Annotated in this window: 20 protein-coding genes and 1 pseudogene; 11 read left to right on the top strand and 10 right to left on the bottom strand. The window is 72.2% G+C overall.

The window, feature by feature from the left end; genetic code table 11:
• Window positions 1-73 precede the first annotated feature (73 nt).
• Window positions 74-1,363: a citrate synthase gene (locus HQQ85_RS05365; protein WP_271206534.1), complete on the top strand. Its 1,290-nt coding sequence runs from the start codon at window positions 74-76 to the stop codon at window positions 1,361-1,363.
• A 181-nt stretch (window positions 1,364-1,544) separates the two neighbouring features.
• Window positions 1,545-2,471: an endonuclease domain-containing protein gene (locus HQQ85_RS05360; RefSeq protein WP_173181417.1), complete on the top strand. Its 927-nt coding sequence runs from the start codon at window positions 1,545-1,547 to the stop codon at window positions 2,469-2,471.
• A 93-nt stretch (window positions 2,472-2,564) separates the two neighbouring features.
• Here HQQ85_RS05360 and dapD read toward each other — a convergent pair whose 3' ends face one another.
• Window positions 2,565-3,518 (bottom strand): 2,3,4,5-tetrahydropyridine-2,6-dicarboxylate N-succinyltransferase, encoded by a 954-nt coding sequence (gene dapD, locus HQQ85_RS05355; protein WP_173181416.1) that lies wholly within the window; start codon window positions 3,516-3,518, stop codon window positions 2,565-2,567.
• Window positions 3,519-3,557: 39 nt separating this feature from the next.
• On the opposite strand from dapD, the gene dapE reads away from it, so the two are divergent.
• The 3 genes from dapE (at window position 3,558) to HQQ85_RS05340 (ending at window position 6,209) form a co-directional block, all read left to right on the top strand.
• Window positions 3,558-4,658, top strand: coding sequence for a succinyl-diaminopimelate desuccinylase (dapE, locus tag HQQ85_RS05350; RefSeq protein ID WP_173181415.1), 1,101 nt, complete (start codon window positions 3,558-3,560; stop codon window positions 4,656-4,658).
• Window positions 4,655-5,893 (top strand): mannosyltransferase family protein, encoded by a 1,239-nt coding sequence (locus tag HQQ85_RS05345; protein ID WP_173181414.1) that lies wholly within the window; start codon window positions 4,655-4,657, stop codon window positions 5,891-5,893. The genes dapE and HQQ85_RS05345 overlap by 4 nt, the downstream gene beginning before the upstream one ends.
• A 142-nt stretch (window positions 5,894-6,035) precedes the next feature.
• Window positions 6,036-6,209 carry a DUF3117 domain-containing protein gene (locus tag HQQ85_RS05340; RefSeq protein WP_022897336.1) on the top strand — a complete coding sequence of 58 codons (174 nt, stop codon included), beginning with the start codon at window positions 6,036-6,038 and terminating at the stop codon, window positions 6,207-6,209.
• Between the two features lie 75 nt (window positions 6,210-6,284).
• Here HQQ85_RS05340 and HQQ85_RS05335 read toward each other — a convergent pair whose 3' ends face one another.
• The gene (locus HQQ85_RS05335; protein ID WP_371741772.1) at window positions 6,285-6,914 is read right to left on the bottom strand and encodes an O-methyltransferase; all 630 of its coding nucleotides are present in this window, start codon (window positions 6,912-6,914) and stop codon (window positions 6,285-6,287) included.
• Window positions 6,915-7,169: 255 nt separating this feature from the next.
• Here HQQ85_RS05335 and HQQ85_RS05330 point away from each other — a divergent pair.
• Window positions 7,170-7,422: pseudogene (locus HQQ85_RS05330) on the top strand (Sec-independent protein translocase TatB); the annotation flags it as partial.
• 381 nt (window positions 7,423-7,803) lie between these two features.
• Here HQQ85_RS05330 and HQQ85_RS05325 read toward each other — a convergent pair.
• The 4 genes from HQQ85_RS05325 to HQQ85_RS05310 are packed head-to-tail and all read right to left on the bottom strand — an operon-like array spanning window position 7,804 to window position 11,993.
• Window positions 7,804-8,802, bottom strand: a complete 999-nt coding sequence (locus HQQ85_RS05325; RefSeq protein ID WP_173181413.1) for a hypothetical protein — start codon at window positions 8,800-8,802, stop codon at window positions 7,804-7,806.
• Window positions 8,799-10,034, bottom strand: a complete 1,236-nt coding sequence (locus HQQ85_RS05320; protein WP_371741797.1) for an Mrp/NBP35 family ATP-binding protein — start codon at window positions 10,032-10,034, stop codon at window positions 8,799-8,801. Before HQQ85_RS05320 ends, HQQ85_RS05325 begins: the two co-directional genes overlap by 4 nt.
• Before the next feature lie 44 nt (window positions 10,035-10,078).
• Window positions 10,079-10,669 carry a DUF1003 domain-containing protein gene (locus HQQ85_RS05315; RefSeq protein WP_173181412.1) on the bottom strand — a complete coding sequence of 197 codons (591 nt, stop codon included), beginning with the start codon at window positions 10,667-10,669 and terminating at the stop codon, window positions 10,079-10,081.
• A complete protein-coding gene (locus HQQ85_RS05310; protein WP_173181411.1) occupies window positions 10,656-11,993 on the bottom strand; it encodes a magnesium transporter MgtE N-terminal domain-containing protein in 1,338 nt (445 codons plus the stop codon). Before HQQ85_RS05310 ends, HQQ85_RS05315 begins: the two co-directional genes overlap by 14 nt.
• Before the next feature lie 231 nt (window positions 11,994-12,224).
• Here HQQ85_RS05310 and HQQ85_RS05305 point away from each other — a divergent pair, with 231 nt between their 5' ends.
• Window positions 12,225-12,713: a general stress protein gene (locus tag HQQ85_RS05305; protein WP_271206536.1), complete on the top strand. Its 489-nt coding sequence runs from the start codon at window positions 12,225-12,227 to the stop codon at window positions 12,711-12,713.
• Window positions 12,714-12,752: 39 nt separating this feature from the next.
• Here HQQ85_RS05305 and HQQ85_RS05300 read toward each other — a convergent pair whose 3' ends face one another.
• On the bottom strand, window positions 12,753-14,231 hold the full coding sequence (locus tag HQQ85_RS05300) for an aminopeptidase P family protein (RefSeq protein WP_173181410.1): 1,479 nt from the start codon (window positions 14,229-14,231) through the stop codon (window positions 12,753-12,755).
• A 104-nt stretch (window positions 14,232-14,335) separates the two neighbouring features.
• Here HQQ85_RS05300 and HQQ85_RS05295 point away from each other — a divergent pair, with 104 nt between their 5' ends.
• Window positions 14,336-15,205, top strand: a complete 870-nt coding sequence (locus HQQ85_RS05295; RefSeq protein ID WP_173181409.1) for a PHP domain-containing protein — start codon at window positions 14,336-14,338, stop codon at window positions 15,203-15,205.
• Window positions 15,206-15,436: 231 nt separating this feature from the next.
• Here the strand turns inward: HQQ85_RS05295 and HQQ85_RS05290 are convergent, their stop codons facing one another.
• Window positions 15,437-17,113 (bottom strand): DEAD/DEAH box helicase, encoded by a 1,677-nt coding sequence (locus tag HQQ85_RS05290; RefSeq protein WP_254069264.1) that lies wholly within the window; start codon window positions 17,111-17,113, stop codon window positions 15,437-15,439.
• A 277-nt stretch (window positions 17,114-17,390) separates the two neighbouring features.
• Here HQQ85_RS05290 and HQQ85_RS05285 point away from each other — a divergent pair, with 277 nt between their 5' ends.
• Window positions 17,391-18,107, top strand: coding sequence for a ferritin-like fold-containing protein (locus tag HQQ85_RS05285; RefSeq protein ID WP_173181408.1), 717 nt, complete (start codon window positions 17,391-17,393; stop codon window positions 18,105-18,107).
• Between the two features lie 133 nt (window positions 18,108-18,240).
• Here the strand turns inward: HQQ85_RS05285 and HQQ85_RS05280 are convergent, their stop codons facing one another.
• Together HQQ85_RS05280 and HQQ85_RS05275 are read right to left on the bottom strand one after the other, a co-directional pair.
• Window positions 18,241-18,543, bottom strand: a complete 303-nt coding sequence (locus HQQ85_RS05280) for a hypothetical protein (RefSeq protein WP_173181407.1) — start codon at window positions 18,541-18,543, stop codon at window positions 18,241-18,243.
• 9 nt (window positions 18,544-18,552) lie between these two features.
• Window positions 18,553-18,777 carry a DUF3107 domain-containing protein gene (locus HQQ85_RS05275; RefSeq protein WP_173181406.1) on the bottom strand — a complete coding sequence of 75 codons (225 nt, stop codon included), beginning with the start codon at window positions 18,775-18,777 and terminating at the stop codon, window positions 18,553-18,555.
• Between the two features lie 216 nt (window positions 18,778-18,993).
• Here HQQ85_RS05275 and HQQ85_RS05270 point away from each other — a divergent pair, with 216 nt between their 5' ends.
• Window positions 18,994-22,491 (top strand): PD-(D/E)XK nuclease family protein, encoded by a 3,498-nt coding sequence (locus tag HQQ85_RS05270; protein ID WP_173181405.1) that lies wholly within the window; start codon window positions 18,994-18,996, stop codon window positions 22,489-22,491.
• Complete coding sequence (locus HQQ85_RS20940; RefSeq protein WP_254069117.1) at window positions 22,488-26,354, top strand: ATP-dependent DNA helicase; 3,867 nt, start codon at window positions 22,488-22,490, stop codon at window positions 26,352-26,354. The genes HQQ85_RS05270 and HQQ85_RS20940 overlap by 4 nt, the downstream gene beginning before the upstream one ends.
• Window positions 26,355-26,374 lie beyond the last annotated feature (20 nt).

Here is a 26,374-nt window from a genome sequence, read left to right as displayed (position 1 = left end):
CGGTCACGGTCTACAGATGCAGCCTGCGTCCCGCCACAGAAACCATGCAGGCAGGATCACTCAAGGAGGCTCCGTGACGGACGTCGAACAGAAGGCCACTCTGACCTATCCCGGTGGAACGGCCGAGTTCCCGATCCTGAAGAGCGTCGACGGGGCATCCTCGCTCGACATCTCGACCTTCACCAAGCAGACCGGTCTGACCACCGTCGACTACGGCTTCGTGAACACCGCCGCCACCAAGTCGGCGATCACCTACATCGACGGCGACCAGGGCATCCTGCGCTACCGCGGCTACCCCATCGAGCAGGTCGCGACGTCGCTGACCTACCTCGAGACCGCCTGGCTGCTCATCTACGGCGAGCTGCCCTCGGCGTCGGAGCTGTCGGAGTTCGACGAGCGCATCCGTCGTCACACCCTGCTGCACGAAGACCTCAAGCGCTTCTTCGACGCGCTGCCGCACAACGCGCACCCGATGTCGGTGCTGTCGTCGGGCGTCTCGGCGCTGTCGACCTACTACCAGGACTCGCTGAACCCCCACAAGCCGGAGGACGTCGAGATCTCGACCATCCGCCTGCTCGCGAAGCTGCCCGTGATGGCGGCGTACGCGCACAAGAAGAGCCTCGGGCAGGCGTTCCTCTACCCCGACAACTCGCTGTCGTTCGTCGACAACTTCCTGCGCCTGAACTTCGGCACCATGGCGGAGCCCTACGAGGTGAACCCGGTGCTGTCGAAGGCGCTGGAGCGGCTGCTCATCCTGCATGAGGACCACGAGCAGAACGCCTCGACCTCGACCGTGCGGCTCGTCGGCTCGACCGAGGCGAACATGTTCGCGTCGATCTCGGCCGGCATCAATGCGCTCTTCGGCCCGCTGCACGGCGGGGCGAACGAGGCCGTGCTCACGATGCTCGCGCAGATCCGCGACTCGGGCGAGGGCGTGGCGAAGTTCGTGGAGCGGGTGAAGAACAAGGAGTCGGGCGTGCGCCTGATGGGCTTCGGCCACCGCGTCTACAAGAACTACGACCCGCGCGCGAAGCTCGTGAAGGAGTCGGCCGACGAGGTGCTGCTCGCGCTCGGCGTGCAGGACCCGCTGCTCGACATCGCGAAGGAGCTCGAGCAGGTCGCCCTGTCGGACGAGTACTTCATCTCGCGGCGGCTGTACCCCAACGTCGACTTCTACACGGGAGTCATCTACAAGGCGATGGGCTTCCCGACGCGCATGTTCACGGTGCTCTTCGCGATCGGCCGGCTGCCGGGCTGGATCGCGCACTGGCGCGAGATGGCGACCGACCCCCAGACCAAGATCGGCCGTCCCCAGCAGCTCTACTTGGGCGCCCCGGCCCGCGACCTCCCCCCGCGCCCCTAGCCCCACCCCCCCCCCCCCCCCGCGCTCCTCCTCCCTCGCATCTTCCGCGAGTGGTCACTTTTGGCGCCAAGTCCGCGTGTTTCGCGCCAAAAGTGACCACTCGCCGTTGTGGAAAGTGGGGGTGGCGTCGTCGTCCTGGGGATAACGGTCTCGACGGGCGTTCGGCGCTCCACCATGGGGCATGCCTCGACGCGTGCCCTTGCCCCCGGAACTGCTCGGGCGGCCGTTCCATGTTCAGGAGGCGGTCGACTTCGGCGTCACCCTGGGGCGCCTGAGGGGAGCCGATCTAAACCGGCCTTTCTGTGGCGTGCGGGACATGCTCGGCGAGACAGGCGATCTCGTCGCCCGGTGCTCTGCCTACGCGACCCGGATGCGCGGCGACCAGGTCTTCAGCCACACGACCGCCGCGCGGCTGTGGGATGTGCCGTTGCCGCCCTGGATCGAGGACGAGCCGGTCGTCCACGTCTCGACCATCGGCGGTGGAACCCGGCCGCGACTGCCGGGAATCGTGGGGCATCGTCTCGTGGCGTCCACGCGCTGCGCCGTCCGCCGGGGCCTGCGAGTGACCGACGCCGGGGCCACGTGGCTGCAACTCGCCGAGGTGCTTCGTGACGACGACCTCGTGATCGCCGCCGACCACTTCATCCGCATTCCTCGCCACCCGGACCCGGGTGACCCTCGACCTCATATCGAGGCCGAGCAACTCGCGATGCGGGCCGGGAGACATCGCGGTCGGGGACGGCGTTCAGCGCTGAGAGCAGTCGAGCGGATGCGCGAGGGGTCGGACTCGCCGCGGGAGACCCGTCTGCGGCTCGCCCTGATCGCGGCCGGGCTCCCCGAGCCCCGCCTCAACCTTCGGATCGAGGCCGGAGGTCGCTTCATAGGCTTCGGCGATCTCGTATACCCCGAGTGGAAGGTCGTCGTCGAGTACGACGGCGAGCAGCACCGGCTCGACTCCGACCAGTACCGCCGCGATGTGGCGCGGCATGAGGCGCTGCTCGAGGCGGGCTGGGTGCATATCCGCGAGAGCCGCACCACACCGTTCTCGGGCCCCGACTCCGCCGTGTCCCGCACCCGGCGGGCTCTCGCCCTCCGTGGCTGGCGCTGACCCCGTGCGCTCCTCGCGAGTGGTCACTTATGGCGCGAAAGTGGCGTGTTTCGCGCCGAAAGTGACCACTCGCGGGGATGGGGGGAGGGGGGGTCAGGCGTGGAGGGTGGGGTTGAGGGTGACGCCGGAGCCCGAGCGGGGGGTCGCCTCGACCGCGCCCGTGAGGGAGTTGCGGCGGAAGAGCAGGTTGGGCACGCCCGAGAGCGCCACCGCCTTGACGATGCGGTTCTCGTCGTCGCCGTCGATCAGCACGACCTTGGTGCCGGCCGTGACGTAGAGGCCGGCCTCCACGACGGAATCGTCGCCGATCGAGATGCCGATGCCGGCGTTCGCGCCGAGGAGGGCGCGCCGTCCGATCGAGACGCGCTGCGTGCCCCCGCCCGAGAGGGTGCCCATGATCGAGGCGCCGCCGCCGATGTCCGAGCCGTCGCCCACTACGACGCCCTGCGAGATGCGGCCCTCCACCATGGAGGTGCCGACGGTTCCGGCGTTGAAGTTCACGAAGCCCTCGTGCATCACGGTGGTGCCCGGCGCGAGGTGCGCGCCCAGGCGCACCCGCGAGGCGTCGGCGATGCGCACCTTGGGCGGCGTGACGTAGTCGAGCATGCGCGGGAACTTGTCGACGCCGTAGGCCTGGATGCCCGCGCGCTGCAGTGCGGGCCGCAAGCGGTCGAAGGCGTCGGGATGCACGGGGCCGGCGTTCGTCCACACCACGATCGGCAGGTATCCGAAGATGCCGTCGAGGTTGATCGTGTTCGGCGCGACGAGCAGGTGCGAGAGCAGGTGTAGGCGGAGGTAGGCGTCCGGCGTCGAGCGGGGCGGGGCGTCGAGTTCGATGACCTCGGCGACGACCTCGACCGAGACGTCGCGACGCGCATCCGGAACCGCGTGCGCGATCAGCTCGGCGGGCGCGTGCAGCGTGGCGGCCTCGGGCGGGGAGCCCAGGGCGGGCGACGGGTACCAGGTGTCGAGCACGGTGCCGTCGGCCGCGATGGTGGCGAGTCCGTGGCCCCAGGCGTGGGTGGGGTTCAGTACTTCTTCAGGCATGACTCAAGCGTATGGGGCCGAGAACCCTAAACTTGGACAATGTCTCGTTTCGACCCCGCGCATCCGGTCTTCGACCTCACCGAATCATCGACCGTGCTGACGCAGCAGATCTGCGACGTCGAATCGGTGTCGGGTGACGAGACGCTGCTCGCCGACGCGATCGTCGCGTCGCTCGCCGGGGCGGATCACCTCGAGATCATCCGCGACGGCGACACGATCGTCGCTCGCACGAACCTCGGGCGGGCGCAGCGGGTCGTGATCGCGGGGCACATCGACACGGTGCCGCTGAACGACAACCTGCCGACCCGCTACGAGACCCTCGACGGCGAGGAGTACCTCTGGGGGCGCGGCACGGTCGACATGAAGGCCGGCGTCGCCGTGCAGCTGAAGCTCGCCGCCGAGCTGACCGAGCCCGTCGTCGACATCACGTGGATGTGGTACGACCACGAGGAGGTCTCGAACGAGCTCAACGGGCTGACCCGGCTCGCCGCGAACCGGCCCGACCTCTTCGCCGGCGACTTCGCGATCCTGGGGGAGCCGACGAACTCGCAGATCGAGGGCGGGTGCAACGGCAACCTGCGGGCGGAGATCCGCGCGTACGGGCTGCGGGCGCACTCGGCGCGCAGCTGGGTGGGCGACAACGCGATCCACAAGGCGGCGGCGATCCTCGCGATCCTCGACTCCAACGAGGCGCCCCAGGTCGAGGTCGACGGGCTGGTGTACCGCGAGGGGCTGAACGCGGTGGGCATCTCGGGTGGGGTGGCGGGCAACATCATCCCCGACGAGGTGATGGTGCACGTGAACTACCGCTTCGCACCGAGTCGCAGCGGCGACGAGGCCGTGGCGCACATCCGCGAGCTGTTCGACGGGTACGACGTGAAGATCGTCGACCTCGCGGTCGGGGCACGTCCCGGGCTGGACGCCCCGCTCGCTCAGCGCTTCCTGGCCGCCGTGGGAGGCGAGGCCAAGCCGAAGTACGGGTGGACCGACGTGGCGCGGTTCTCGGCCATGGGGGTTCCGGCGGTCAACTACGGGCCCGGCGACCCGCTCAAGGCGCACGCCGACGACGAGCGCGTGCGCGTGTCGCAGATCGTCAGCTGCGAGGCGGGCCTGCGGTCGTGGCTGACCGGCCGCGGGTGAGCGAAGAGCCCGGTCGGCTCGTGGTGGCTGACGACGAGCAGACGACGGATGCCCGTCCCGGCACCCTCTGGGCCAGAACGCCGTGGTGGGCGAAGGTGCTCGGCGTGTTCGCGCTGTCCCGGGTCGTCACCACGATCATCGTGCTGCTCTTCGCGCGCGCCCAGGGCCCCAACCCGTGGACCGGTGCGAACCCGCCCTACCTCAGCTACGCCGCCATTTGGGACGGCAACTGGTACAAGATCATCTCGTTCTACGGCTACCCCTCGGTGCTCCCCGTCACCGCCGACGGCCACGTGGGTGAGAGCGCGTGGGCGTTCATGCCGGGCTACCCCTTCCTCGTCTCGGGCCTGCGCGCACTGACCGGCACCAGCTGGGAGCTCGTCGCCGTCACCGTCTCGGTCCTCTGCGCCGCGGCCACCGCCGTCGTGTTCTACCGGCTGATGAACCACGTGCTCCAGGATGCGCGAGCCGCCCTCTTCGCGGTCGTGCTGTTCTGCGTGGCCCCGCTCTCGCCGCTGCTGCAGTTCGCCTACGCCGAGTCGATGAGCCTCCTGCTCGTCGTCAGCGCTCTCTACCTCGTGGTCACCCGGAGGTACGGCTGGGTGTTCCCGATCGTGGCCCTGATGGCGCTGACGCGGCCCTCGGGGCTCGCGTTCGCGCTGTTCCTCGTGCTGCACGTCGGGTATCGCTTCCTGACCCGCGGACGCGACCCGTTCCCGCTCCGTGAGCGGGTGACGGCATCCGCTCTCGCCGTGTTCAGCGGGGTGATGGGGCTGGCCTGGCTCGTGATCGCGGGCGTCGCCACCGGGTCGCCGACCGCGTACACCGACACCGAGCTCGCCTGGCGGGCCGCCTACATCGGCTACGGCGAGCTGGTGCCGTTCACCGCGTGGTTCGAGAGCGGCGTCTGGTGGCTCGGCGCGCCGTGGGGGCCGATCGTCGTGGTGCTGCTGATCGTGGGATTCGCGGCGTTCCTCTTCCTGCCGCCGGTCAAGCGGCTCGGGGTCGATCTGCGGTTCTGGCTCGCCAGCTACGCGCTGTACCTGCTGGCGGTGTTCTTCCCGCAGTCGAGCACGTTCCGGCTGCTCATGCCGCTGTTCCCCGCGCTCGGGGCCCTCGCGCTGCCGAAGTCGCCCGTGTACCGGGTGCTGATCGTGCTCGTGGCGATCGCGGGACAGGTGGGGTGGATGGCGATCGGCTGGGGCGTCGACGGGCGGGACTGGACGCCGCCGTGATCGGCTGCCGGCCCGCGGGGTGCGTCGCGTCGTCGTCGGGACGCGCATCCGGGGTCATCGTGACGCATGCTTTCGGGCCACTGGTTCCGAGCACGCGTCACTATCGGAGATAATGGAGATCACACCAGGAAAGGGGAGCCGAATGGCCGCCATGAAACCGAGGACCGGAGACGGGCCTATGGAGGCAGTGAAAGAAGGACGCCTCATCATCGTGCGAGTGCCGCTGGAGGGCGGGGGTCGCCTGGTCGTCTCCGTCAACGACGCGGAAGCGAAGGAGCTCCACGACGCACTTGCAGGCGTGGTCAATCCCGCCTAGCCGACAGGCTCGCGACGACCTCGGCGCACCGTTCCTCGGAGCGGGCGCCGGGGTCGTCGGCAGTTAACGCGCTGCCTACTCGACGATCTTCGTGACCTGCAGCAGGCCGTCGCCGGCGGGCGAGAGCGCCACGAGCACGGCGTCCGAGCCCGAGAGCTCGGCGATCAGGGTGCGGAAGTCGCCCACGGTGTCGCCCCGCTGGGCCGGGTCGGCGACCTTGTCCTTCCAGAGCGCGTGCGGCACGAGCACCGTGCCGCCCTGGCGAACCAGGCGCAGGCCGTGCTCGACGTACTCGATCACCGAGGCCGGGTCGGCGTCGACGAGCACGAGGTCGTAGGAGCTCTCGTTCAGGCGGGGCAGCACGTCGCCTGCCGTTCCGGTGATCAGACGGATTCGGTTGGCCGGCACCTTCGCGTCGAGCAGCGCCGCCCGGGCCACCTGCTGGTGCTCGAGCTCGGTGTCGATCGAGGTGATCGTGGCGTCGGGGGCTCCGCTGAGCATCCACAATGCGGACACGCCGAGCCCCGTGCCGATCTCGACGATCGACTTCGCGCGGGCCGCCGCAGCGATCACGGCCAGCTGGCTGCCGATCGCCGGGGAGACGGATTCGACCCCCACCTCGGCCGCGTGCATGCGCGCGGCGACGATCTGCGTCGTCTCGACGACGATGTCGTCGGCGAATTTCCAGCTGGCTTCTTTAGTCACTGATGGCCTCCGGGTTCAGCTTAGGCAGTGGCGGCGCGGGTGCCGGGGTGCCACGCGGCGCGGGGCCGTGCGGGGCCGTGCGGGGCGGTGCGGGGCCGTGCGGGGAGCGGGGCGGGGCCGTGCGGGGAGCGGGGCGGGGTCGGTGCCGCCCGGCTCGGTTTCTCGCTCGGGGGATTTGACGTTCTGCGGATGCCCGGGCCCGGTTCCCGGGGAACACCCGACCTGGGCGTCGCCCCGCGCGGCTATGATTCAAGAATGTTCGGGCTGACCTTCGAGAAGCTGCTCCTGATCGGGATCATCGCGGTGTTCCTGCTCGGCCCTGAGCGCCTGCCCGGGTACACGGCGAAGCTGGCGCAGTTCGTGCGCAGCCTCCGAGACATGGCGAACGGTGCGAAGAGCCGGATGCGCGACGAGATGGGCCCCGAGTTCGACGACGTCGACTGGAAGAAGCTCGACCCCAGGCAGTACGACCCGCGGCGCATCATCCGTGAGGCGCTGCTCGACGACGGGCCTGCCGACGGTGCGGCCGCCACGACCTCGGCGGTGCGTCCGCCGAACCGGCCGCGGCCGGAGCCGGCGTACCTGCAGCACAAGGCGAAGTCGGCCGGGGGGCCGGTGCCCGTGGATCTGCCGGGGGATGCCGGTGGGGCGGGCGTCGTCGGGGCTGCGGGGGCGGCCGTGGGGCTCGCCGGGGGCGCGGCTGCGGTGTCGGTCGCGGGTGCTGCGGGTGGCGACGGCGAGTCCGCCGGCGCTGGCGCTGCGGTTTCGCCTGGCAGCTCGAGCTCGAGCTCGAGCTCGGGCGAAGCGGCGCGTGCCGAGGCCACGGCGTACGACTCCGAGGCGACCTGAGCCGAGCATCCGTCGACCTGCTCGGAAGGGTGGTCGAAGGTCAGCCGTTCGGGACCGCGAAGCCGCAGGTGCTCGCGAGGTAGGCGTAGATCGCCAGACGGAGCGGGTCGCTCGACGGGATCGAGACCGTGCCCGCGGGGCCGCCGGCCAGTTCGAGGGTGACGGGGATGAAGGTGCCGCGCTTGTCCTCGGCGATGGCGTGTGGGTCGCAGCGGGCCGGCACGGCGTCGAGCGTCAGGGTCGCGGGGCCGTCGCCAGGCGCGACGTCGAGGTCGAGCGGCCAGTCGGCGCCATCGGCGGGCTCCAGGAGGATGGTCGACGCAGCGTGGTCGAGGTGGAGTGTGGCAGGGCCGTTACCGGACGGGGCCGCGGGCGCCGTGTCGCTGGCGCCGCCGGTGTCGGTGGTGACGCCCTTCGGGCGGGGTTCGACGATGAGGGCGAGGTGGGCTACGGCGTCGGGGCCATCGCCGGTGACTCGCAGAGTGTCGGAGAGGCGGAGGGTGGCCACGGCGGAGACGGCCACGTCGAGGCAGTCCTCGGTGGCTATGCGGTCGAGCACGCCGAAGGGGTCGGCGGGGCGTGCGGTGATGTCGCGGGACGCGCCCGTGGCGTCGGTGACCGTGACCGTCAGCTCGGGGACGATCGCGGGGGCGGGGCAGACCGCATCGGGGAGCGCGACCGGGAGGTAACGGGTGAGGCCGGCGGGCACGTCGGTGGACTTCTCCGCGGCGACCGGCGTAGTGAACTGGGGCGAGCTGAAGCGGGCCGCCGTGACCGTGACGGAGGCATCCGTCTCGTTCGTGATCGAGAGCTGCAGGCGGCGGGCGCCGTAGTCGGGGCGGTTCTGCAGGATCGCCAGGCCGAGGCCGTCGACCACGACAGGGGCGGTGTCGGGTGCTGTGGCGGACGTGTCCGAACCGGTAGGAGTAGGGGCGGCCGGAGCGGTGCTCACGGCGGGAGAGGGCGGGTTCGAGCATCCGGAGACCGCGACGAGCAGCACCGCGGTCAGCGCGGCGAGGACGGCGGCCCGGGCGCTCATGCCGGCGCGAGCCCCAGTTTGCGGCCCGCGAGACCGCGGCCGCGGCGGGCGATGCGGTCGGCGACCGACGCGATCGCGACGGCGGCCGGGTCGTCGGGGTGCGCCAGCACGACGGGGGCGCCGGTGTCGCCGCCCGAGCGGAGGGCGACGCTGATCGGAACCGACGCGAGCAGCGGCACGGCGCCGTCGTCGGTAGCGGGCGCGATGCCGGCCGTCGCGGCACCGGCAGCCGCGGTGCGGGCCGCCGTGGCCGCCTGCTGGCGGCCGGAGAGACGGCGGGCCACCTCGGCGCCCCCGCCCGAGCCGAAGAGGTCGACGACGGTGCCGTCGGGCGCCGCGTAGCCCGCCATGTTCTCGATCACGCCGTAGACGTGCTGTCCGGTCTGCATCGCGACGAGGCCCGAGCGCTCGGCCACGTCGGCGGCGGCCGGCTGCGGGGTCGTCAGCACGATCACCTCGGCGTTCGGCAGCAGCTGCCCGATCGAGATGGCGACGTCGCCGGTGCCGGGCGGCAGGTCGAGCAGCAGCACGTCGAGGTCGCCGAAGTAGACGTCGGTGAGGAACTGCGTGATGGTGCGGTGCAGCATCGGCCCGCGCCACGCGACAGCGCCGCCGGTGGCCGAGCTCTGCTCGGGGTCGATGAACATGCCGATCGAGATGACCTTCACCCCGTGCGCGACCGGCGGCAGGATCATGTCGTCGACCCGCGTCGGCCGGGCGGCCACCCCGTCCTCGTCGACGAGGCCCAGGATGCCCGGGATCGAGAACCCGTACACGTCGGCGTCGACCAGTCCGACCGCGAGCCCCCGCGCGGCGAGGGCGACCGCGAGGTTGGCGGTGAGCGTCGACTTGCCGACGCCGCCCTTGCCGCTCGTGACCGCGTAGACGCGGGTGAGGGAGCCGGGGCCGAAGGGCATCGCGCGCGGGCCGCCGGGGCCGCGGAGCTTCTCGGTGAGGGCCTGTCGCTCGTCCTTGGTCATCACCGAGACCGCAACGTCGACCGCCCGGACACCGGGCACGCCGGCGGCGGCCTGGCGGACGTCGCGTTCGATCGTGGAGGCGGCCGGACATCCGACGATCGTGAGCTTCAGGTCGACCGAGGCCAGCCCGGCCGCATCGACCTGCACCCCGCCGACCATGTCGAGCTCGGTGATCGGCTTGCGGATCTCGGGGTCGATGACGCGGGCGAGGGCGGTGCGGACGGCCCCGGCGAGAGCTGCGTGACGCCCCACGGCCTCGGCGCGAGCATCCTCACCCGGCTCGGGCCGAACGTCGCTCACGGCTTGACGACCGGCAGCGAGCCGGTCGGGGTGCCGCGGCCCGAACGGCTGCGGGCCGAGCCGGCGGGCGGAGCATCCGGAACATCGTCACGACCCCGATCGAGCTCCTCCAGCAGCGAGCGCAGCTCGGCGCGGATGAACTCCTTGCTCGCCATGTCCTGCATCGCGAGGCGCAGCGCCACGACCTCGCGGGCCAGGTACTCGGTGTCGGCGAGGTTGCGCTCGGCGCGCTGGCGGTCCTGCTCGAACTGCACGCGGTCGCGGTCGTCCTGCCGGTTCTGCGCGAGCAGGATGAGCGGGGCGGCGTAGGAGGCCTGCAGCGACAGGATGAGCGTCAGGGCCGTGAAGCCGATGGCCGCCGAGTCGAAGCGCAGGTCTTCGGGGCCGATGGAGTTGAACACGATCCAGACGACGCAGAACAGCGTCAGCCCGATCAGGAAGAACGGGGTGCCCATCGCGCGGGCGATCGCCTCGGTGGCGCGGCCGAAGCGGTCGCGGGAGGCCACCGGGCGGCGGGGGATGACGCTCGTGCGACGGCCCTTGGGTGCGTCGAGCGGGTTCTGGGGCTTGTTGTTACGACCGGCCATACGAGGTCCTCCTTCCGCGGGTGGTCAAGCGCGGGGCTATGGCCTGCGCTCGCGAGAGTGTGCGATCCGGCACCCGGGGGGTGTCGGGGTCGCTGTCGTTACTTCGCCAGTCGTCGGGCAAGAGGTAGTCGAGGACGTCGTCAATGGTCACCACCCCGACCAGGCGGTGGTTGTCGTCGACAACCGGAACGGAGACCAGGTTGTAGCTGGCCAGGATGCGCGACACGACGGCCGCGCTGGTGTCGGCCGTGACGGGCTCGAGCCCCTGGTCGAGGATGGTGCCGAGGCGCTCGTGCGGCGGGTAGCGCAGCATGCGCTGGAAGTGCACGACGCCGAGGAAGCGGCCGGTCGGCGGCTCATAGGGCGGCAGGGTGACGCAGATGGCGGCACCGAGCGCGGGCGCGAGCTCGTGCCGGCGGATCAGGGCGAGGCCCTCGGCCACCGTGGCGTCGGCGCTGACGATGATGGGCTCGGTGGTCATCAGGCCACCGGCGGTGTCGGGCGCGTAGGCGAGCAGCATGCGCACGTCGTCGGCCTCTTCGGGCTGCATCAGCTCGAGGAGGTGCTCGCCGCGCTCCTCCGAGAGCTGGGCGATGAGGTCGGCGGCGTCGTCGGGCTGCATCTGGTCGAGCACGTCGGCGGCGCGGTCGTCGTCGAGCTGGGCGAGGATCTCGACCTGCTCGCTCTCGGGCATCTCCTCGAGCACGTCCGCGAGGCGGTCGTCGGAGAGCTCCTCGGCGACCTCGAGCATGCGCGCCTGCGGCAGGTCGAGCAGGGTGCTGGCGAGGTCGGCGGGCTTCAGCTCGCTGTAGGTCGCGATCAGCTGCTCGGCCGACTGCGGCTGGCCGAGGGCGGTCTTCTCGCGCACGTCGTTCCAGCTGGCGTAGACGGTGGCGCCCTTGGCGAAGAGGCTCGCGCTCGTCTTCGGACGGCGCACGAAGAGCTGCACGATCGCCCACTCGCCGGGGCCGTGCTCCTCGATCGCGACGTCCTCGACGGTGGCCTGCCCGGTGCCGTCGGCGAACACGACGGTGCGGCCGAGCATCTCGGCGATGACGCGCACCTCGCCGCCGCGCTGCTCGAAGCGGCGCACGTTGATGAGCCCGGTGGTGATGATCTGGCCGCTCGAGATGCTCGTGACGCGGCCGATCGAGACGAAGACGTGACGCCGGCCGGGGATCTCGACGATGAGGCCGACCACCCGCGGCGGATCGCTCTTGCGGTACACCACGAGCACGTCCCGCACCTTGCCGAGACGGTCGCCGGCGGGGTCGAAGACGGTGCACCCCGCCAACCGGGCGACGAAGACTCTGGTGGCACTCACGACTACTAACTTAGACCCCCCGCATGCACGTCAGCCGGGCGGCGGCCGGGGTGTGGGGGCTCCGGATGCTCGTGCCGGGCGTTCGGCGTCACTCGGGTCGCGCGGCCGCTGCCGGGTCGGCGTGATTCGGGTCGCTCGCGTGCTGCCGGGGCGGCGTCATTCGGGTCGCTCGAGTGTCGCCGGGTCGGCGTCACTCGGGTCGCTCTGATGCGCCCGTGGGATGATCTGGGGGTGAGTGATCGATCCTCGTCCACCGGCCGCGGGCTGCCGCGCTTCCCGTCGATCCCGCGCGGGGAGGTGGTCGCCACCTTCGACAGCTACGACGACGCGCAGAAGGCGGTCGACACGCTCTCGAAGGCGGAGTTCCCGGTGAAGGAGGTGTCGATCATCGGCAACGACCTCGTGAGCGTCGAGCGGGTGACGGGCACGCTGAGCTACGGCCGGGCCGCGGGCACCGGCGCCCTGTCGGGACTCTGGATCGGGCTGTTCTTCGGTCTGCTGCTGACGCTGCTCTCGCCGAGCGCCTCGACGCTGCTGTTCATCGGCGCCGCGGCGCTGATCGGCGCCGGCTTCGGGATGTTCTTCAACATCGCGGTCTACAGCCTGAACCGGCGCCGCCGCGACTTCACCTCGGTGATGCAGGTGGTCGCGACGTCGTACTCGGTGCTCACGACGGGCGAGCTGGCGAACCGCGCCCGCAACCTCCTCGGCCAGGACTAGCGCCGCCGCCCCGCGCGAGCAGAGCGGCGGCGGCGCGGGTCAGGCCGCCGGGTTCTGGCGCGCGTACCAGGCCTCGACCTCGTCGGCCGTGCGGGGGAGCCCGATCGAGAGGTTCTCGGCGCCGTCGGCCGTGACCAGGATGTCGTCCTCGATGCGTACGCCGATGCCGCGGAACTCCTCGGGCACCGTGAGGTCGTCGGGCTGGAAGTAGAGCCCCGGCTCGATCGTGAACACCATGCCGGGCTCAAGCACGCCGTCGAGGTACATCTCGCGGCGGGCCTTCGCGCAGTCGTGCACGTCGATGCCCAGGTGGTGGCTCGTGCCGTGCACCATGTAGCGGCGGTGCTGCTGGTTGTCGGCCTCGAGCGCCTCCTCGGCGCTCACCGGCAGCAGCCCCCACTCGGCGGTGCGCTGGGCGATGACGCCCATCGCCGTCGCGTGGATCTCGCGGAACTTGATGCCCGGCCGCACGATCGCGAACGCCGCGTCGGCCGCCTCGCGGACGGCCTCGTAGACCTTCCGCTGCACCTCGCTGAAGCGTCCGTCGACCGGGATCGTGCGCGTGATGTCGGCCGTGTAGTAGCTGTCGAGCTCCACCCCGGCGTCGAGCAGGATGAGATCTCCGGGCAGCACGGGCCCGTCGTTGCGCGTCCAGTGCAGGATGCAGGCGTGCGGCCCCGAGGCCGCGATCGTGTCGTAGCCCACGGTGTTGCCGTCGAGCCGCGCGCGCGTGTTGAACACGCCCTCGACCAGGCGCTCGCCGCGTTCGTGCTGCGAGCTCCGCGGGAAGTCGGCGATGACGTCGTCGAAGCCCCGGGCGGTGGCGGCGATGGCGAGCCGCATCTGCTCGATCTCGTAGTCGTCCTTCACCAGGCGCATCTCGGAGAGGAAGCGGTGGAAGTCCGCGTCGGCCTCGTCGCCTGCACCCGCCGGCAGCTCGGGGGCCGCTTCGCGCACCACCAGCGTGGAGGCGTCGAACAGCACCTCCTCGAAGCCGGCGATGCCCGCCGTGGCCAGGCCGAGGTCGCTCGCGACCTGGGCGAGGGAGGGGCGCGGCCCGATCCAGAACTCCCCGATCTCGGGGTTGGCGTAGAACTCGTCGGAGTCGCGGCCCGCGCGCTCACGGAAGTAGAGGGTGACGTCGTGACCCGCATCCGCCGGCTCGAAGACCAGGAACGAGCCCGGCTCGCTGTCGGAGCCCCAGCCGGTGAGGTAGGAGAACGCGGAGTGCGCCCGGTAGGGGTAGTCGGTGTCGTTGGAGCGCTGCTTCGCGGCCCCCGAGGCGACGACGAGGCGCTTGCCGGTGTAGGCCTCGGAGAGGCGGCGGCGGCGCTCGGCCGCGAACGGCGCCTGCTCGCGCGCGGGCGGCAGCACCTCCTCGCGGTCGGCCCACTGGCTGCCGATGTAGTCGCGGAAGGTGTCGGACGCCGGGGTCGTCGACCGGTTGCTCGTGGCGCGCGGCTTCGGCGCCTCGGTGACGGAGTGGTCGGCGGTGCTGGGTGCGGTGGTGTCTGCCATTCCTCCATTCTCCACCCGGCGGCCGGGCGTGGGCGGGGAAGGCGACGCCCTGGGGACGGAGGCGGCGGTCTGTGGAGGGATCGCGGAGTGGTTAGCATTGGGGAATGTCTCCCGATCGGCTGTTCCGCGCGCCGATCGACCTGCACACGCACAGCCGCGTGAGCGACGGCACCGAGTCGCCCGCCATCCTGGTGCGGGCCGCTGCCGAGGCAGGGCTCGGCACGGTCGCGCTGACGGACCACGACTCCACCGCCGGCTGGTCCGAGGCCAGTGGGGCGGCCGTCGAGAACGGCGTCACGCTCATCCCGGGCATGGAGCTCAGCACCCGGCTCGACTGGTCGAGCGTGCACATGCTGGCCTACCTGTTCGACCCGAACAACGCGAAGCTCGTGGCCGAGACGGCCCGCATCCGCGAAGCCAGGCTGCACCGCGCCGAGGAGATGGTCGCCCGCATCGGCCGAGACTACGACGTGGGCTGGGACGATGTGCTCGCCCAGACGACCCCCGGCGCCACCGTCGGCCGTCCGCACATCGCCGACGCCCTAGTCGCGCGCGGCCTTGCGGCGACCCGCAGCGAGGCGTTCGCGGGCATCCTGCACTGGCGGGCCGGCTACTACCAGCCGCACTACGCACCCGACCCGCTGCTCGCGGTCGAGCTGGTGACCGCCGCCGGGGGAGTGCCCGTCATCGCGCATCCGGCCACCGTCAGCCGGGCCGACGTCGCTCTCGACGACCGAATGGGCGATCTCGTCGACGCCGGACTCTTCGGCCTCGAGGTCGACCACCGCGAGAACACCGCCGAGGGGCGCGAGCGACTGCTGCGCCTCGCCGACCGCTACGGCCTCGCCCTCACCGGCTCCAGCGACTACCACGGCGAGGGCAAGCCCAACCGCCTCGGCGAGAACACCACGCGACCCGAGGTGCTCGACCGCCTGATCGCGCGCGCCACCGGGTGGAGCCCGGTCTACGCGTAGGGTTCGTCTCCACCTCGGCCCGCGCTGCCGCTGGGTCCACGTCCACCTCCGGGGTCGATGAGCAGATGCCCGGCCCGCGTCGAGCGGTGGCTGCCGTCATGGTGACGACGATGAGCGGATGCTCTGCCCGGGGTCGGGCGCGAGCATCCGTCGACCCGGCTGAACGCCCGGAACGCCGAAGACGGCCGGCCCCGAGGGGCGCGGCCGTCTTCGGCGTTCAGCTGTCGAGCGCTACTCGCCCGCGGGGCGGGGGCCGCGGCGGCGCGAGCGGCTGCGGCGGCGCGGGGCGCTGTTGCCGTCGTGGTGCTCGCTGCCGGATCCGGCCGAGGTGGACTCGGTCGCACCGGCGTTCGACTCCTTGATGGCGGCGGGCAGCGTGCCCGAGGCGAGCGAGCCGGGGGCGAGCTTCCGCGAGGTGTCGTTGTCGAGTACGGACGTGGGGGCGGAGCCACCCGAGCGGCGTTTGCGGTTGCGGTTGCGCGGTGCGCCCGCGTTCTCGCCACCGGCGGTGGCGCTGGCCGCGACGGCTGCGGTCACCGGCGCGTCGGACTCGGTGCCTGACGCCTCGGTCGCCGGTGCCGAGACCGTGCCCTGGGTGGCGCGGGCACCCGTGCGGGCTCCGCGGTCTCCGCCGCGGGCCGGGCGGTCGCCGCCGCGTGCCCCGCGGTCGCCGCGCTCACCGCGGTCGCCGCCACGGTCTCCGCCGCGCTCGCCCCGGTCGGAGCGGGGCGCGGTGCCGGCCTCGGCCGACCGCGAGGTGGCCTTGAGGCGCCCGCGGGTGCCCGCCGGGATGTTCAGGTCGGAGAACAGGTGCGGCGACGAGGAGTAGGTCTCGGTCGGCTCGGGCTGGCCGAACTCGAGGGCGCGGTTGATCAGCGCCCACTTGTGCAGGTCGTCCCAGTCGACGAAGGTGACGGCGATGCCGGTCTTGCCCGCGCGGCCGGTGCGGCCGGCGCGGTGCAGGTAGGTCTTGTCGTCGTCGGGGATGGTGTGGTTGATGACGTGGGTGACGTCGTCGACGTCGATGCCGCGGGCGGCCACGTCGGTGGCGATCAGGATGTCCTTCTTGCCGGCCTTGAAGGCGGCCATGGCGCGCTCGCGCTGCTCCTGGTTGAGGTCGCCGTGCACGGCGGCGGCGTTGAAGCCGCGGTCGTTGAGCTCCTCGACCAGCTTCGCGGCGGCGCGCTTGGTGCGGGTGAAGACGACGGTCTTGCCGCGGCCCTCGGCCTGCAGGATGCGGGCGATGACCTCGTCCTTGTCCATGTTGTGGGCGCGGTAGACGAGGTGCTTGATGTTCGCCTGGGTCAGGCCCTCGTCGGGGTCGGTGGCGCGGATGTGGATCGGCCGGTTCATGAAGCGGCGCGCGAGCGCGACGATCGGGCCGGGCATCGTGGCCGAGAAGAGCATGGTGTGCCGGTTCGCCGGGGTCTGGGCGAACAGCTTCTCGATGTCGGCGAGGAAGCCGAGGTCGAGCATCTTGTCGGCCTCGTCGAGCACCATCTCGCTCACCGCGCCGAGGTTCAGCAGGCGCTGGCCGGCGAGGTCGAGGAGGCGGCCCGGGGTGCCGACGACGATCTGCGCGCCGGCCTTGATCTGCTCGATCTGACCCTCGTAGGCCTTGCCGCCGTAGATCGACACGATCTTGGTGGGGCGGTTGCCGGCGGCGATCTCGAGGTCTTCGGTGACCTGCACGCACAGCTCGCGGGTCGGCACGACGACGAGCGCCTTGACGCCCGGCTCGGGGTCGAGGCCCAGGCGCTGGATGAGGGGGAGGCCGAAGCCGAAGGTCTTGCCGGTGCCGGTCTTGGCCTGGCCGATGATGTCCTGCCCGTCGAGGGCGAGGGGGATCGTCTGCTCCTGGATGGGGAACGGTTCGAGGATGCCCTTCGCGGCGAGGGCGTCGACCATGTCCTGGTCGACCTTGAGGTCTGAGAAATTCACGTGGATACCTGTCGTGGAAGCGGTGCCGCCGTAGTGAGGAACGGCGCTCGGATGCTCTGAGCGATGACCGGCGATGGCGCCGGGCGGCGGCGGATTGCCCCGATTTGCGTCAGGGCCCGGGTCGAGTTTAGTGGACGGGGCCTGCACGCAGGCCGGAAGGGCCGCGGCGGCGGGTCGGGGAGCCGTCGAGGACGCGTCGGCCGTGGGTCGGGGGGCCGCGGCGGGCCCCGTTAGGATTGGCGTCGTGTTCGGTTTTCTCCGCCGCCCGAAGGTGCGCATCGACATCCCGCGGCTGAAACCCCGGGACGATTCGGCGAGCTACCCGAAGGTCAACCTGGCCGAGCTGACACCCGAGGTGCTGCCCTACCTGGGCCAGGCCGCCTATGTGCAGCTGGCCGTGTTCGAAGAGGTGTCGGATGCGATCGCCGCCGCCCCGACGGTGGCCGCCAAGCAGGTGCTGGCCCCCGCGGCCAGCCAGGCGCTCGACAAGCACGAACGGCTGGTCGCCGAGATCCGCCGGCGGGTCGACGTGCCGGCCGAGGTGATCGAGCCGTTCACGGCGGGGATCGACCGCTACCGCTCGCTGGTGCGCGGTGGCGACTGGTTCGAGCAGCTGGCGAGCGTGTATCTGACCGCCGGCATCCTCGACGACTTCTTCACGCTGCTGGCCGCCGGGCTGCCGGGCGACATCGCGCCGCGTTGCGTCGCCATCCTCGACGCCGAGACGGGCCGGCGGGCGATCGCCGACCTGCTGGCCGACGGGATCGCCGCCGACCCGGTGCTCGGGCCGCGGCTCGCGATGTGGGGGCGGCGGGTCGTGGGCGACACGCTGCTCGTGTGCCGTTCGGCCATCCACCTCTCGGGCAACCAGGAGTCGGACGAGCAGCGGATCGAGCCGGTGTTCACCGAGATGATCGCGTCGCACACGCGGCGGATGGACCGGCTGGGGCTGACGGCCTAGGCGCTTGCCGCGCATCCGCCCGACTGCTGGTTAGGCGTACAGCGTGGGCGGTGCGTGCTGCGCCGGCCGCGCATCCGCCGGCCTACTGGGCGCTGAGATGCTCAGGCGGCAGCGCCGCCGTGAAGCGCTCGGCTCAGGCCGCGACCCGGCCCGTGAGCAGCTGCTGCAGGCGAACCTCGTCGCGCTCCCTGCGGCGGCGACCGATCAGCACGTCGGCGACCACGACCGCGACGGCCGTGACGACCAGGCTGATCACCCAGATCCACCCCCCGTCCCACGGGAGGCCGGCCCAGGTGAGGATGCCCCAGACGACCGCCGCGACGGCCGCGCCGATGGCGGGAACCACCACGACGCCGTGCCGATCGCGGTTCGGCAGCGCGTAGCGGGCGATCAGCCCGAGGATGACGCCACCGAGGGTGATGAACAGCAGTTCCATGCGAGAAGGTTAGGCGACGAAGCCGACGCGGCGCGACTCTTCGCTGCCGATCTCGACGTAGCTCAGCGAGGCGACGGGAACGAGGTACTGCTTGCCCTTGTCGTCTTTCAGCGAGACGTGGGTGCTGCCGTTGGTGAGGGCGTCGGAGACGATCGCCTCGATCTCGGCGGGGGACTGGCTCGACTCGAAGTTGAGCTCACGGGGCGAGTTGGCGATGCCGATACGGATGTCCATCAGGTGTGCCTTTCACGTCACGTGACCGATTCGACCGGCCACGAGTTCAGATTACGGCACACCCCCGACAGCGCCCGCCGAATGGGGCGCGCGGGCACCAGCCCAGAGCGAACAGAGGGGCGGTCTCGCCTTCGAGGTCTGCGTTCTGCTGCTCGCCGACGAGGGCGAGCGGATGCGCGGCCGGCGATGTCGGAGGCGGCCGGTACCGTGGTGGCCGTGATCGATGCTCCGTCCGACGCCTCCCGCACGACGCCCCCCGAGGCGCCGGCGGAGGCCGCGTCGCGCTCGCCGCGCTCTCGCCCGGGCGTGCCGCCCGAGCTGCTGGAGCGGCCGGTCGAGGCGTCGTTCGCGGTGATCGGTGCTCCCGGCACGGGCAAGACGACGGCGCTCGTTGAGTTCGTCGCCGACCGCGTCGAACGGCACGGGCTCGCGCCCGAGAGCGTGCTGGTGCTGGCTCCGACCCGGCAGAGCGCGACGCGGTTGCGCGACCGGGTGGCGCTGCAGCTGGGGGTGCCGAGCAGCGGTCCGCTCGCGCGCACGCCCAGTTCGGCGGCGTTCGGGATCGTGCGCACGGGAGGAGATCGCACCGCGGCCGGCGCGGGGGCGGCCCCGGTCGCGGGGGTGGCTCGGGCATCCGCTGCCCCGTCGCGCGCGGTGGCGCTGCTGACCGGTGCCGAGCAGGACAGGATCGTGGCGGAGCTCCTGCAGGGCGGCATCGAGGACGAGCTGGCGGGGCGGGCGGCCGTGCCGTGGCCGGCGTCGCTGCCGCCGGAGGTGCGGAGGCTGAAGGAGTTCCGCACGGAGCTGCGCGAGCTGATGATGCGCGCGACCGAGAACGGGGTGTCCCCGGCGGCGCTCGGGCGGCTCGGCATTGCGCACGGGCTGGCGGAGTGGGAGGGAGCGGCCGCCTTCCTGGCCGAGTACCAGGCGACACTCGAGGCGTACGAGGTGGCGCACCTCGACTCGGCGGAGCTGCTGGCCGAGGCGCGGCGCATCGTGCGTGACGCCGGGCTGCCCGCTGGGCTGCGGCTCGTGGTGGTCGACGACTTCCCCGACCTGGCGATCGGGGCGGTCAACCTGGTGCGGGAGTTCGCGCGGCAGGGGGCGGCCGTGGTGGCGTTCGGTGATCCCGACACGGCGACGACGGGGTTCCGGGGGTCGGACGTGCGGGCGCTCGGGCAGCTGTCGCGGGCGCTCGGTGTGCCGACGCTGCCGCCCGTGCTGCTGCGGGAGTCGCATCGGCAGCGGGGGGCGCTGCGGGGGCTGACGCGGAGGGTGACCGAACGGATCGGGGCGGCGGCCGCGGGGCGGCAGCGGGACACGGTGGAGGCCGGTGTTGGTGCCGGCGCTGGTTCGGCGGCGGCTCCGGGCCCAGCTTCTGCGGTAGGTGGCGGTGCTGGTGCTGGGCGCGTGCTGCACATTCAGGCCGATACGCGGGCAGGTGAGATCGCGACGGTGGCGCGGCTGCTGCGCGAGCAGTACCTGCTCCACGGCACCGAGTGGTCGCAGATGGCGGTCATCGTGCGCTCGGGTGCGCTCGTGCCGGCGATGGCGCGCGGGCTGGGGCTCGCCGAGGTGCCGACGCGCACGCTCTCGGCGGTGCAGGCGCTCCGCGACGACTACGCGGCGCGGCACCTCGCCGAAGGGGTGGCGCTCGCGATCGGTCGGCTGGAGCTGACACCGGCGGCGGTGTCGTCGCTCAGTCTCGGGCCGCTCGGCGGGGTCGATGCGGTGGGGCTGCGTCGGCTGCGACTGGCGCTGCGGCACGAGGAGCTCGCGAGCGGCGGCAGCCGGCATTCGGATGAGCTGCTCGAGGAGGCGGTGCGCATCCCGGGCGTGCTCGCGACGATCGATTCCGCGCCCGCGCGGCGCGTGGCGGCGCTCGGCACGACCCTCGCCGCGGTACGCGCGAGTCATGAGGCCGGGGCCAGCGTCGAGGAGCTGCTCTGGGAGCTCTGGCAGCGCACCGGTCTCGCCAAGCGCTGGGGCGACCTCGCGGCCGGCACCGGCATCGTCGCCGACGAGGCGAACCGCAACCTCGACGGCGCGGTGGCCCTCTTCACGGCGGCCCGACGGTCGGTCGAGCGCGACCCGGAGCGGCCGGCCGAGCTGTTCCTCGACGAGTTCCTCACGGCGGAGGTGCCGGAGGACACGCTCTCGCCGCGCTCCCGCAGCGACGCCGTGCTCGTCACGACCCCCACGGGTGCGGTGGGGGTCGAGGTCGACGTCGTCGTGGTGGCGGGGCTGCAGGAGTCGGTGTGGCCGAACCTCCGGCTGCGGGGGTCGCTGCTGCACGCGCAGCGGCTGACGGCGCTCGCCGAGGCGGGGGAGTTGTCGGGGGCGGCGCTGTCGGGCGCGGCGCTGTCGGGGGCTGCGCCCGCGGCGGCGTTGTCGGGCGTGGCGTCGGGCCGAGCATCCGCCGGCTCGGTTCTCGGCCCGACACCGCCGGCACACGCCGATGACGACGGAGGGGCTGCTGCGGGTCTTGGTCGAGCTGAGGGTGCTGCTCGCGAGGAGGCTGCTGCGGGGGCGGCCGCTGCCGCCCAGCGGGCCGAGGTACTGGGGGACGAGCTGCGGATGTTCGCCCTCGCCGTGTCGCGGTCGCGGGCGTTGACCGTGCTGAGTTGTGTCGCGAACGACGACGAGCAGCCCTCGCCGTTCTTCGGCTTCGCCCCCGACGCCGAGCCGATCGCCCAGGCGCGGCACCCGCTCACCTTGCGCGGCCTGACCGGGTACCTCCGCCGCCGGGTCGCCGAGGACGGCGACGCCCGCGCGGCCGCCGCGCTGGCCCGGCTCGCCCAGGAGGGCGCGCCCGGCGCCGATCCGGCCGAGTGGTACGGACTGCTCACCGCGTCCACCGACGAGCCTGTCATCGACCCCACTGACGAGGAGGCCGTGGTGCGGGTGTCGCCCTCGCGCATCGAGGCGTTCGAGCAGTCACCGCTGATCTGGTTCGTCGACCAGGTCGCGGGAGGGTCCAAGAGCCTGGCCGCCGGCATCGGCACGATCGTGCATGCCGCGATGGAGTCGGTGTCGACCGACCCCGAGGCCGAGCCGACGGTCGAGGCGCTGGCGCGTGTCTCGGAGGAGCGCTGGAAGGAGCTGCGTTTCGAGGCCCCCTGGATCGAGCAGCGCGAGCGACGCGCCCTCGAGACCAAGCTCGACGGCCTGGCCGACTACCTCCGCCGCTTCGAGAGCCGCGACGGTCACGAGCTCGTCGGCGCCGAGGCCGGGTTCTCGTTCCGGCAGGGCCGCGCGCAGGTGAACGGGTCGATCGACCGCGTCGAGCGCGACGGCGACGGCACGCTGCTCGTCATCGACCTCAAGACCGGCAAGTACCCGGTGCGCGCGGCCGACATGCCGGGTCACGCTCAGATGGCGGCCTACCAGCTGGCGCTCGCCCGAGGCACGGTCGACGGGCTGGGCGATCCGGATGCGGATCCAGAGCCGTTCCTGAGCGGCCTCGCCGAGGAGCCATCGCACCGAGGCGCGGCGCTGCTGTACGTCGCGAAGGGCGACCGCGAGGCGCGGTTCACCCTCCGCGTGCAGGATCCGCTCGACGACGAGGCCCTCGCCGAGATCGCCCGGCGCATCGAGGCGGTCGCCGAGGGCATGGCCTTGGCCGAGTTCCCGGGCGTCGCCGCCCCCGAGGAGCGGGACAACCAGAACCGGTACGAGTACCGCATCCAGCTGATCAAGGCGGTGAGCGAATGAGCGACGCGCTGTTCGACCTCGCCGACCTCGACGACCCAGAGGCCTTCGTCGTGCCGCGGGGCGCGGGGGCCGAGCATCCGTCGCCTGAATCGGGCCAGCGGTCTCACTCATCACCAGCGGCCGTGGTCGCAGCCGGGGCTGGGGCCGAGTCGCCCGGGTCTGGGCGCGAGTCGCCCGGTGCAGCGGAGGGGCGCCCGCTGCGCCGCACGCCCGACGGCCTGATCCCGGCCGTCGAGATCGCCGACCGACTGGGGCTGCCGCGGCCGACCGAGCAGCAGCGCGCGGTGATCGAGGCGCCGCTCGACCCGCGCATCGTCGTCGCCGGCGCGGGCAGCGGCAAGACCGAGACCATGGCGAACCGCGTGGTCTGGCTGATCGCGAACGGGCTGGTGGAGGTGCCCGAGGTGCTCGGGCTGACCTTCACGCGGAAGGCGGCGGGGGAGCTGGCGGAGCGCATCCGGAAACGGCTCGCGCAGCTGGCCGAGGCACGGGTGACCGAGCGGGAGCCCGATCCGTTCGACGCGCCCGAGATCGCGACGTACAACGCGTTCGCGAACAGCATCTTCCGGGAGAACGCCGTGCTGATCGGCCGCGAGGGCGAGGCGGCGGTGCTGAGCGAGGCGTCGGCCTGGCAGCTGGCACGATCGGTCGTGGTGGCGAGCCGCGACGAGCGGCTCCTCGGCATCGACCGGTCGGTCGACGTGGTGACGTCGGCGGTGCTGAACCTCAGCCGCGCGCTGAGCGAGAACGTGACCGGGTCGGGTCCGGTGGTGCGCTACGCCGAGCGGTTCCAGGCGCTGGCCGAGCTGCCGAAGGGCAAGAGCTCACGGGGTGGCGCCGTGTTCGGCTACCTCGAGTCGGCGATCGCGCCGGTTGCGTCGCTGCCGCTGCTGCTCGGCCTCGCGGACGAGTACGCGGCCGAGAAGGTGCGGCGGGGCTACGTCGAGTTCTCCGACCAGATCGCGCTCGCGCTGGAGATCGTCGAGGGCACGCCGCGGGTGGTGGCGGACTACCGGGACCGCTTCCGCGTCGTGCTGCTGGACGAGTACCAGGACACGAGCGTCGTGCAGACGCGCCTGCTCTCGGCTCTGTTCCGCGAGCATGCGGTGATGGCGGTCGGCGACCCGCACCAGTCGATCTACGGCTGGCGCGGGGCGAGCGCGGCGAACCTGGCGCGCTTCCGCGCCGACTTCGGCGACACCCGGCGTGGGCCGGGCCAGGCGGCGGCTGCGGCGGAGCCGGCTCCTGCCGTGCTTTCCGCGGGCGCGGGCGCGGGTGCGGGTGTGGGTTCGGGCGCGGGTGCAGGTGCTGCAGATGCGGGTGCGAGCGCGGCTGCCGAGGCGCTCGCCCCGTCTCCGGGTGCCGCTAGCGCGGGGTCCGCCTCGACCGGGACGTCCGGCGCGCCGCCGTTCGCGCTGTCGACGAGCTGGCGGAACCCCGAGGTGGTGCTCGAGGCCGCCAACACGCTGGTGCGGCCGCTGACCGCCACCTCGGGCATTCCGGTCGAGGAGCTGGGGCCGCGCCCGGGCGTCATGGCGGGGCGGCTCGACGTCGGCTTCAGCGAGACCGTGCGCGAGGAGGCCGAGCAGGTCGCGGCGTGGCTCCAGGAGCAGCTGCGCCCCCGCCCCGACGGCACGCGCCCGTCGGCGGCGCTGCTCTGCCGTTCGGTGAAGAAGATCGAGCCGTTCACGGCCGCGCTCGAGGCGCGGGGCGTCCGATACCACGTGCTCGGCATCGGCGGCCTCCTCGGCCAGCCCGCCGTGGCCGATCTCGTGTCGACCCTCCGCGTCCTCTACTACCCGACCGCGGGGTCCGACCTGCTGCGCGTGCTCGCCGGCGCGCGCTGGCGCATCGGCACGAAGGACCTCGTCGCCCTCCGCGCCCTGGCCTCCTGGATCGCCGAACGCGACCACCGCTTCCAGAAGCTCGAGCCGGAGGTCTCCGGCCGACTCCGCGGTTCGGTCGTCGACGACGAGGACAGGTCGATCGTCGACGCCCTCGACTTCCTCGCCACCGCGCGTCCCGACCACCGCGCGCTCGAGCCGTTCAGCGAGGCCGGCCTCGACCGCCTGCGCCGTGCAGCGGCGCAGTTCGCCCACCTCCGCACCCGCGCGGGTCTCGGCCTGGTCGACTTCGTCGACCTCGTGCAGCAGGAGCTCCTGCTCGACATCGAGGTGCTCGCGAGCCCCCACCACACCCTCGGCCGTGCCAGCCTCGACGCTTTCACCGAGCAGCTCACGTCCTTCCTCGCGCTCGACCCGACCGCGGGGCTCGGCGACTTCCTGTCCTGGCTCGAGGAGGCCGAGAAGCGTGACCGCCTGGAGCCGCGCAGCGAGGAGGCCGAGCCGGGCACCGTGCAGATCCTCACGATCCACGGGGCGAAAGGCCTCGAGTGGGACGTCGTCGCCATCCCGCGCATGGTCGACGGCGAGCTGCCGGGCGACCCGCGCTCGAGCCGCGGCTGGCTCAGCTTCGGCGAACTGCCGTTCGACTTCCGCGGCGACAGCGCCGAGCTGCCGAAGCTCGCCTGGCAGGGCCTCGACACGCAGAGCGACTTCAAGCCGGCGCTCGACGCCTTCCTGGCCGACAACGCCTCGCAGTACGCCGCCGAGCAGCGCCGCCTGATCTACGTCGCGGTCACGCGCGGGCGTGAGATGCTCCTGCTCACCGGCTCCTTCTGGACGACCGGTGTCAAGCGCCCCCGCGGCCCCGGCCTCTACCTTCGCGAGCTCGAGTCGATCGGCCTGATCGCCGAGGGTGTGCTGCCGGATGCGCCCGAGCACGAGGACAACCCGCTGGCAGAAGCGGAGAACTGGGTCAGCTGGCCGCGTGACCCCCTCGGCGGCCGGCGCTCGCGGGTCGAGTCGGCGGCGGCCCTGGTGCAGGCGGCCGACCCGGGCGCGACCACCCCCTGGGACCACGACATCGAGCTGCTGCTGGCCGAGCGGGCGCGGCTCCGCGCCGACGTGGCGCTCGACGTGCCGGTGCGCATCCCGGCGTCGCGCTTCAAGGACTACGTGTCCGACCCGCAGGCCGTCGTGCGCGCGCTGCAGCGGCCGATGCCCGAGCGGCCCTATCGACAGACGCGGCTCGGCACGCGCTTCCACAGCTGGGTGGAGGAGATGTTCCGCCGCGACGGCGCCGACGCCCTGGTCGACCTCCCCACCCTCGGCGCCGACCACGTAGACGGCCTCCCCGGCTACGACCTCTTCGACGACCTGAACGATCTCGACGAGCTGGACGACCTCCCCACCCTCGGCGAGCTCGGCGCCTTCGTCGACCTGGACGCGCTCGACGCCCTCGTCGACCTGGACGAGCTCGACGACCTCGGCGGTCCGGGTGACCTGGACGAGCTCGACGACCTCGGCGGTCCGGGTGCTCTGGGCGACCTGGCCGGGGCAGCGACGGCTCAGGGGTCTCACGACGGGGCTGGGCGCGGCGTGGGTGGTTCGAACCGCGAGCCGTCCGCAACGTCAGCCGAGGATGCGCGCTTCGCCGAGCTGATCGAGACGTTCCAGCGGTCGCCGTTCGCGGCAAGGCGGCCCGAGGAGGTCGAGGTCGAGATCCACCTGGTGCTCGGCGGGCGCATCGTGGTGTGCAAGATCGACGCGATCTTCGCCGAGGGCGGGCGGTTCGAGGTCGTCGACTGGAAGACCGGTCGCGCGCCCGTCGACGCCGCCGACCTCGAGCTGAAGCAGCTGCAGCTCGCGCTGTACCGCCTCGCCTACGCGCGCTGGAAGGGCATCGACGTCGACCTCGTCGACGCGTCGTTCTACTTCGTGGCCGACGACACGGTCATCCGCCCTGAGCGCCTCTACTCCGAGACCGAGCTCGAGGCGCTCCTGCGCGACGCCGCGCTCTGACGGTGGCACGGATCACCTCG

The organism is Herbiconiux sp. VKM Ac-2851 (assembly GCF_013205105.1).
GTDB classification, from domain to species: Bacteria; Actinomycetota; Actinomycetes; order Actinomycetales; family Microbacteriaceae; genus Herbiconiux; species Herbiconiux flava.
The sequence above is the reverse complement of the archived record's forward strand: the minus strand, read 5'-3'. Positions and strand labels throughout refer to the sequence as shown.

Excerpts from the sequence above, each read along its gene's own strand:
- HQQ85_RS05360 (WP_173181417.1), top strand. The coding sequence starts at position 1,545 with ATGCCTCGACGCGTGCCCTTGCCCCCGGAACTGCTCGGGCGGCCGTTC.
- dapD (WP_173181416.1), bottom strand. The coding sequence starts at position 3,518 with ATGCCTGAAGAAGTACTGAACCCCACCCACGCCTGGGGCCACGGACTC.
- dapE (WP_173181415.1), top strand. The coding sequence starts at position 3,558 with ATGTCTCGTTTCGACCCCGCGCATCCGGTCTTCGACCTCACCGAATCA.
- HQQ85_RS05340 (WP_022897336.1), top strand. The coding sequence starts at position 6,036 with ATGGCCGCCATGAAACCGAGGACCGGAGACGGGCCTATGGAGGCAGTG.
- HQQ85_RS05325 (WP_173181413.1), bottom strand. The coding sequence starts at position 8,802 with ATGAGCGCCCGGGCCGCCGTCCTCGCCGCGCTGACCGCGGTGCTGCTC.
- HQQ85_RS05315 (WP_173181412.1), bottom strand. The coding sequence starts at position 10,669 with ATGGCCGGTCGTAACAACAAGCCCCAGAACCCGCTCGACGCACCCAAG.
- HQQ85_RS05300 (WP_173181410.1), bottom strand. The coding sequence starts at position 14,231 with ATGGCAGACACCACCGCACCCAGCACCGCCGACCACTCCGTCACCGAG.
- HQQ85_RS05295 (WP_173181409.1), top strand. The coding sequence starts at position 14,336 with ATGTCTCCCGATCGGCTGTTCCGCGCGCCGATCGACCTGCACACGCAC.
- HQQ85_RS05290 (WP_254069264.1), bottom strand. The coding sequence starts at position 17,113 with ATGGTCGACGCCCTCGCCGCGAAGGGCATCCTCGAACCGTTCCCCATC.
- HQQ85_RS05280 (WP_173181407.1), bottom strand. The coding sequence starts at position 18,543 with ATGGAACTGCTGTTCATCACCCTCGGTGGCGTCATCCTCGGGCTGATC.
- HQQ85_RS05275 (WP_173181406.1), bottom strand. The coding sequence starts at position 18,777 with ATGGACATCCGTATCGGCATCGCCAACTCGCCCCGTGAGCTCAACTTC.
- HQQ85_RS20940 (WP_254069117.1), top strand. The coding sequence starts at position 22,488 with ATGAGCGACGCGCTGTTCGACCTCGCCGACCTCGACGACCCAGAGGCC.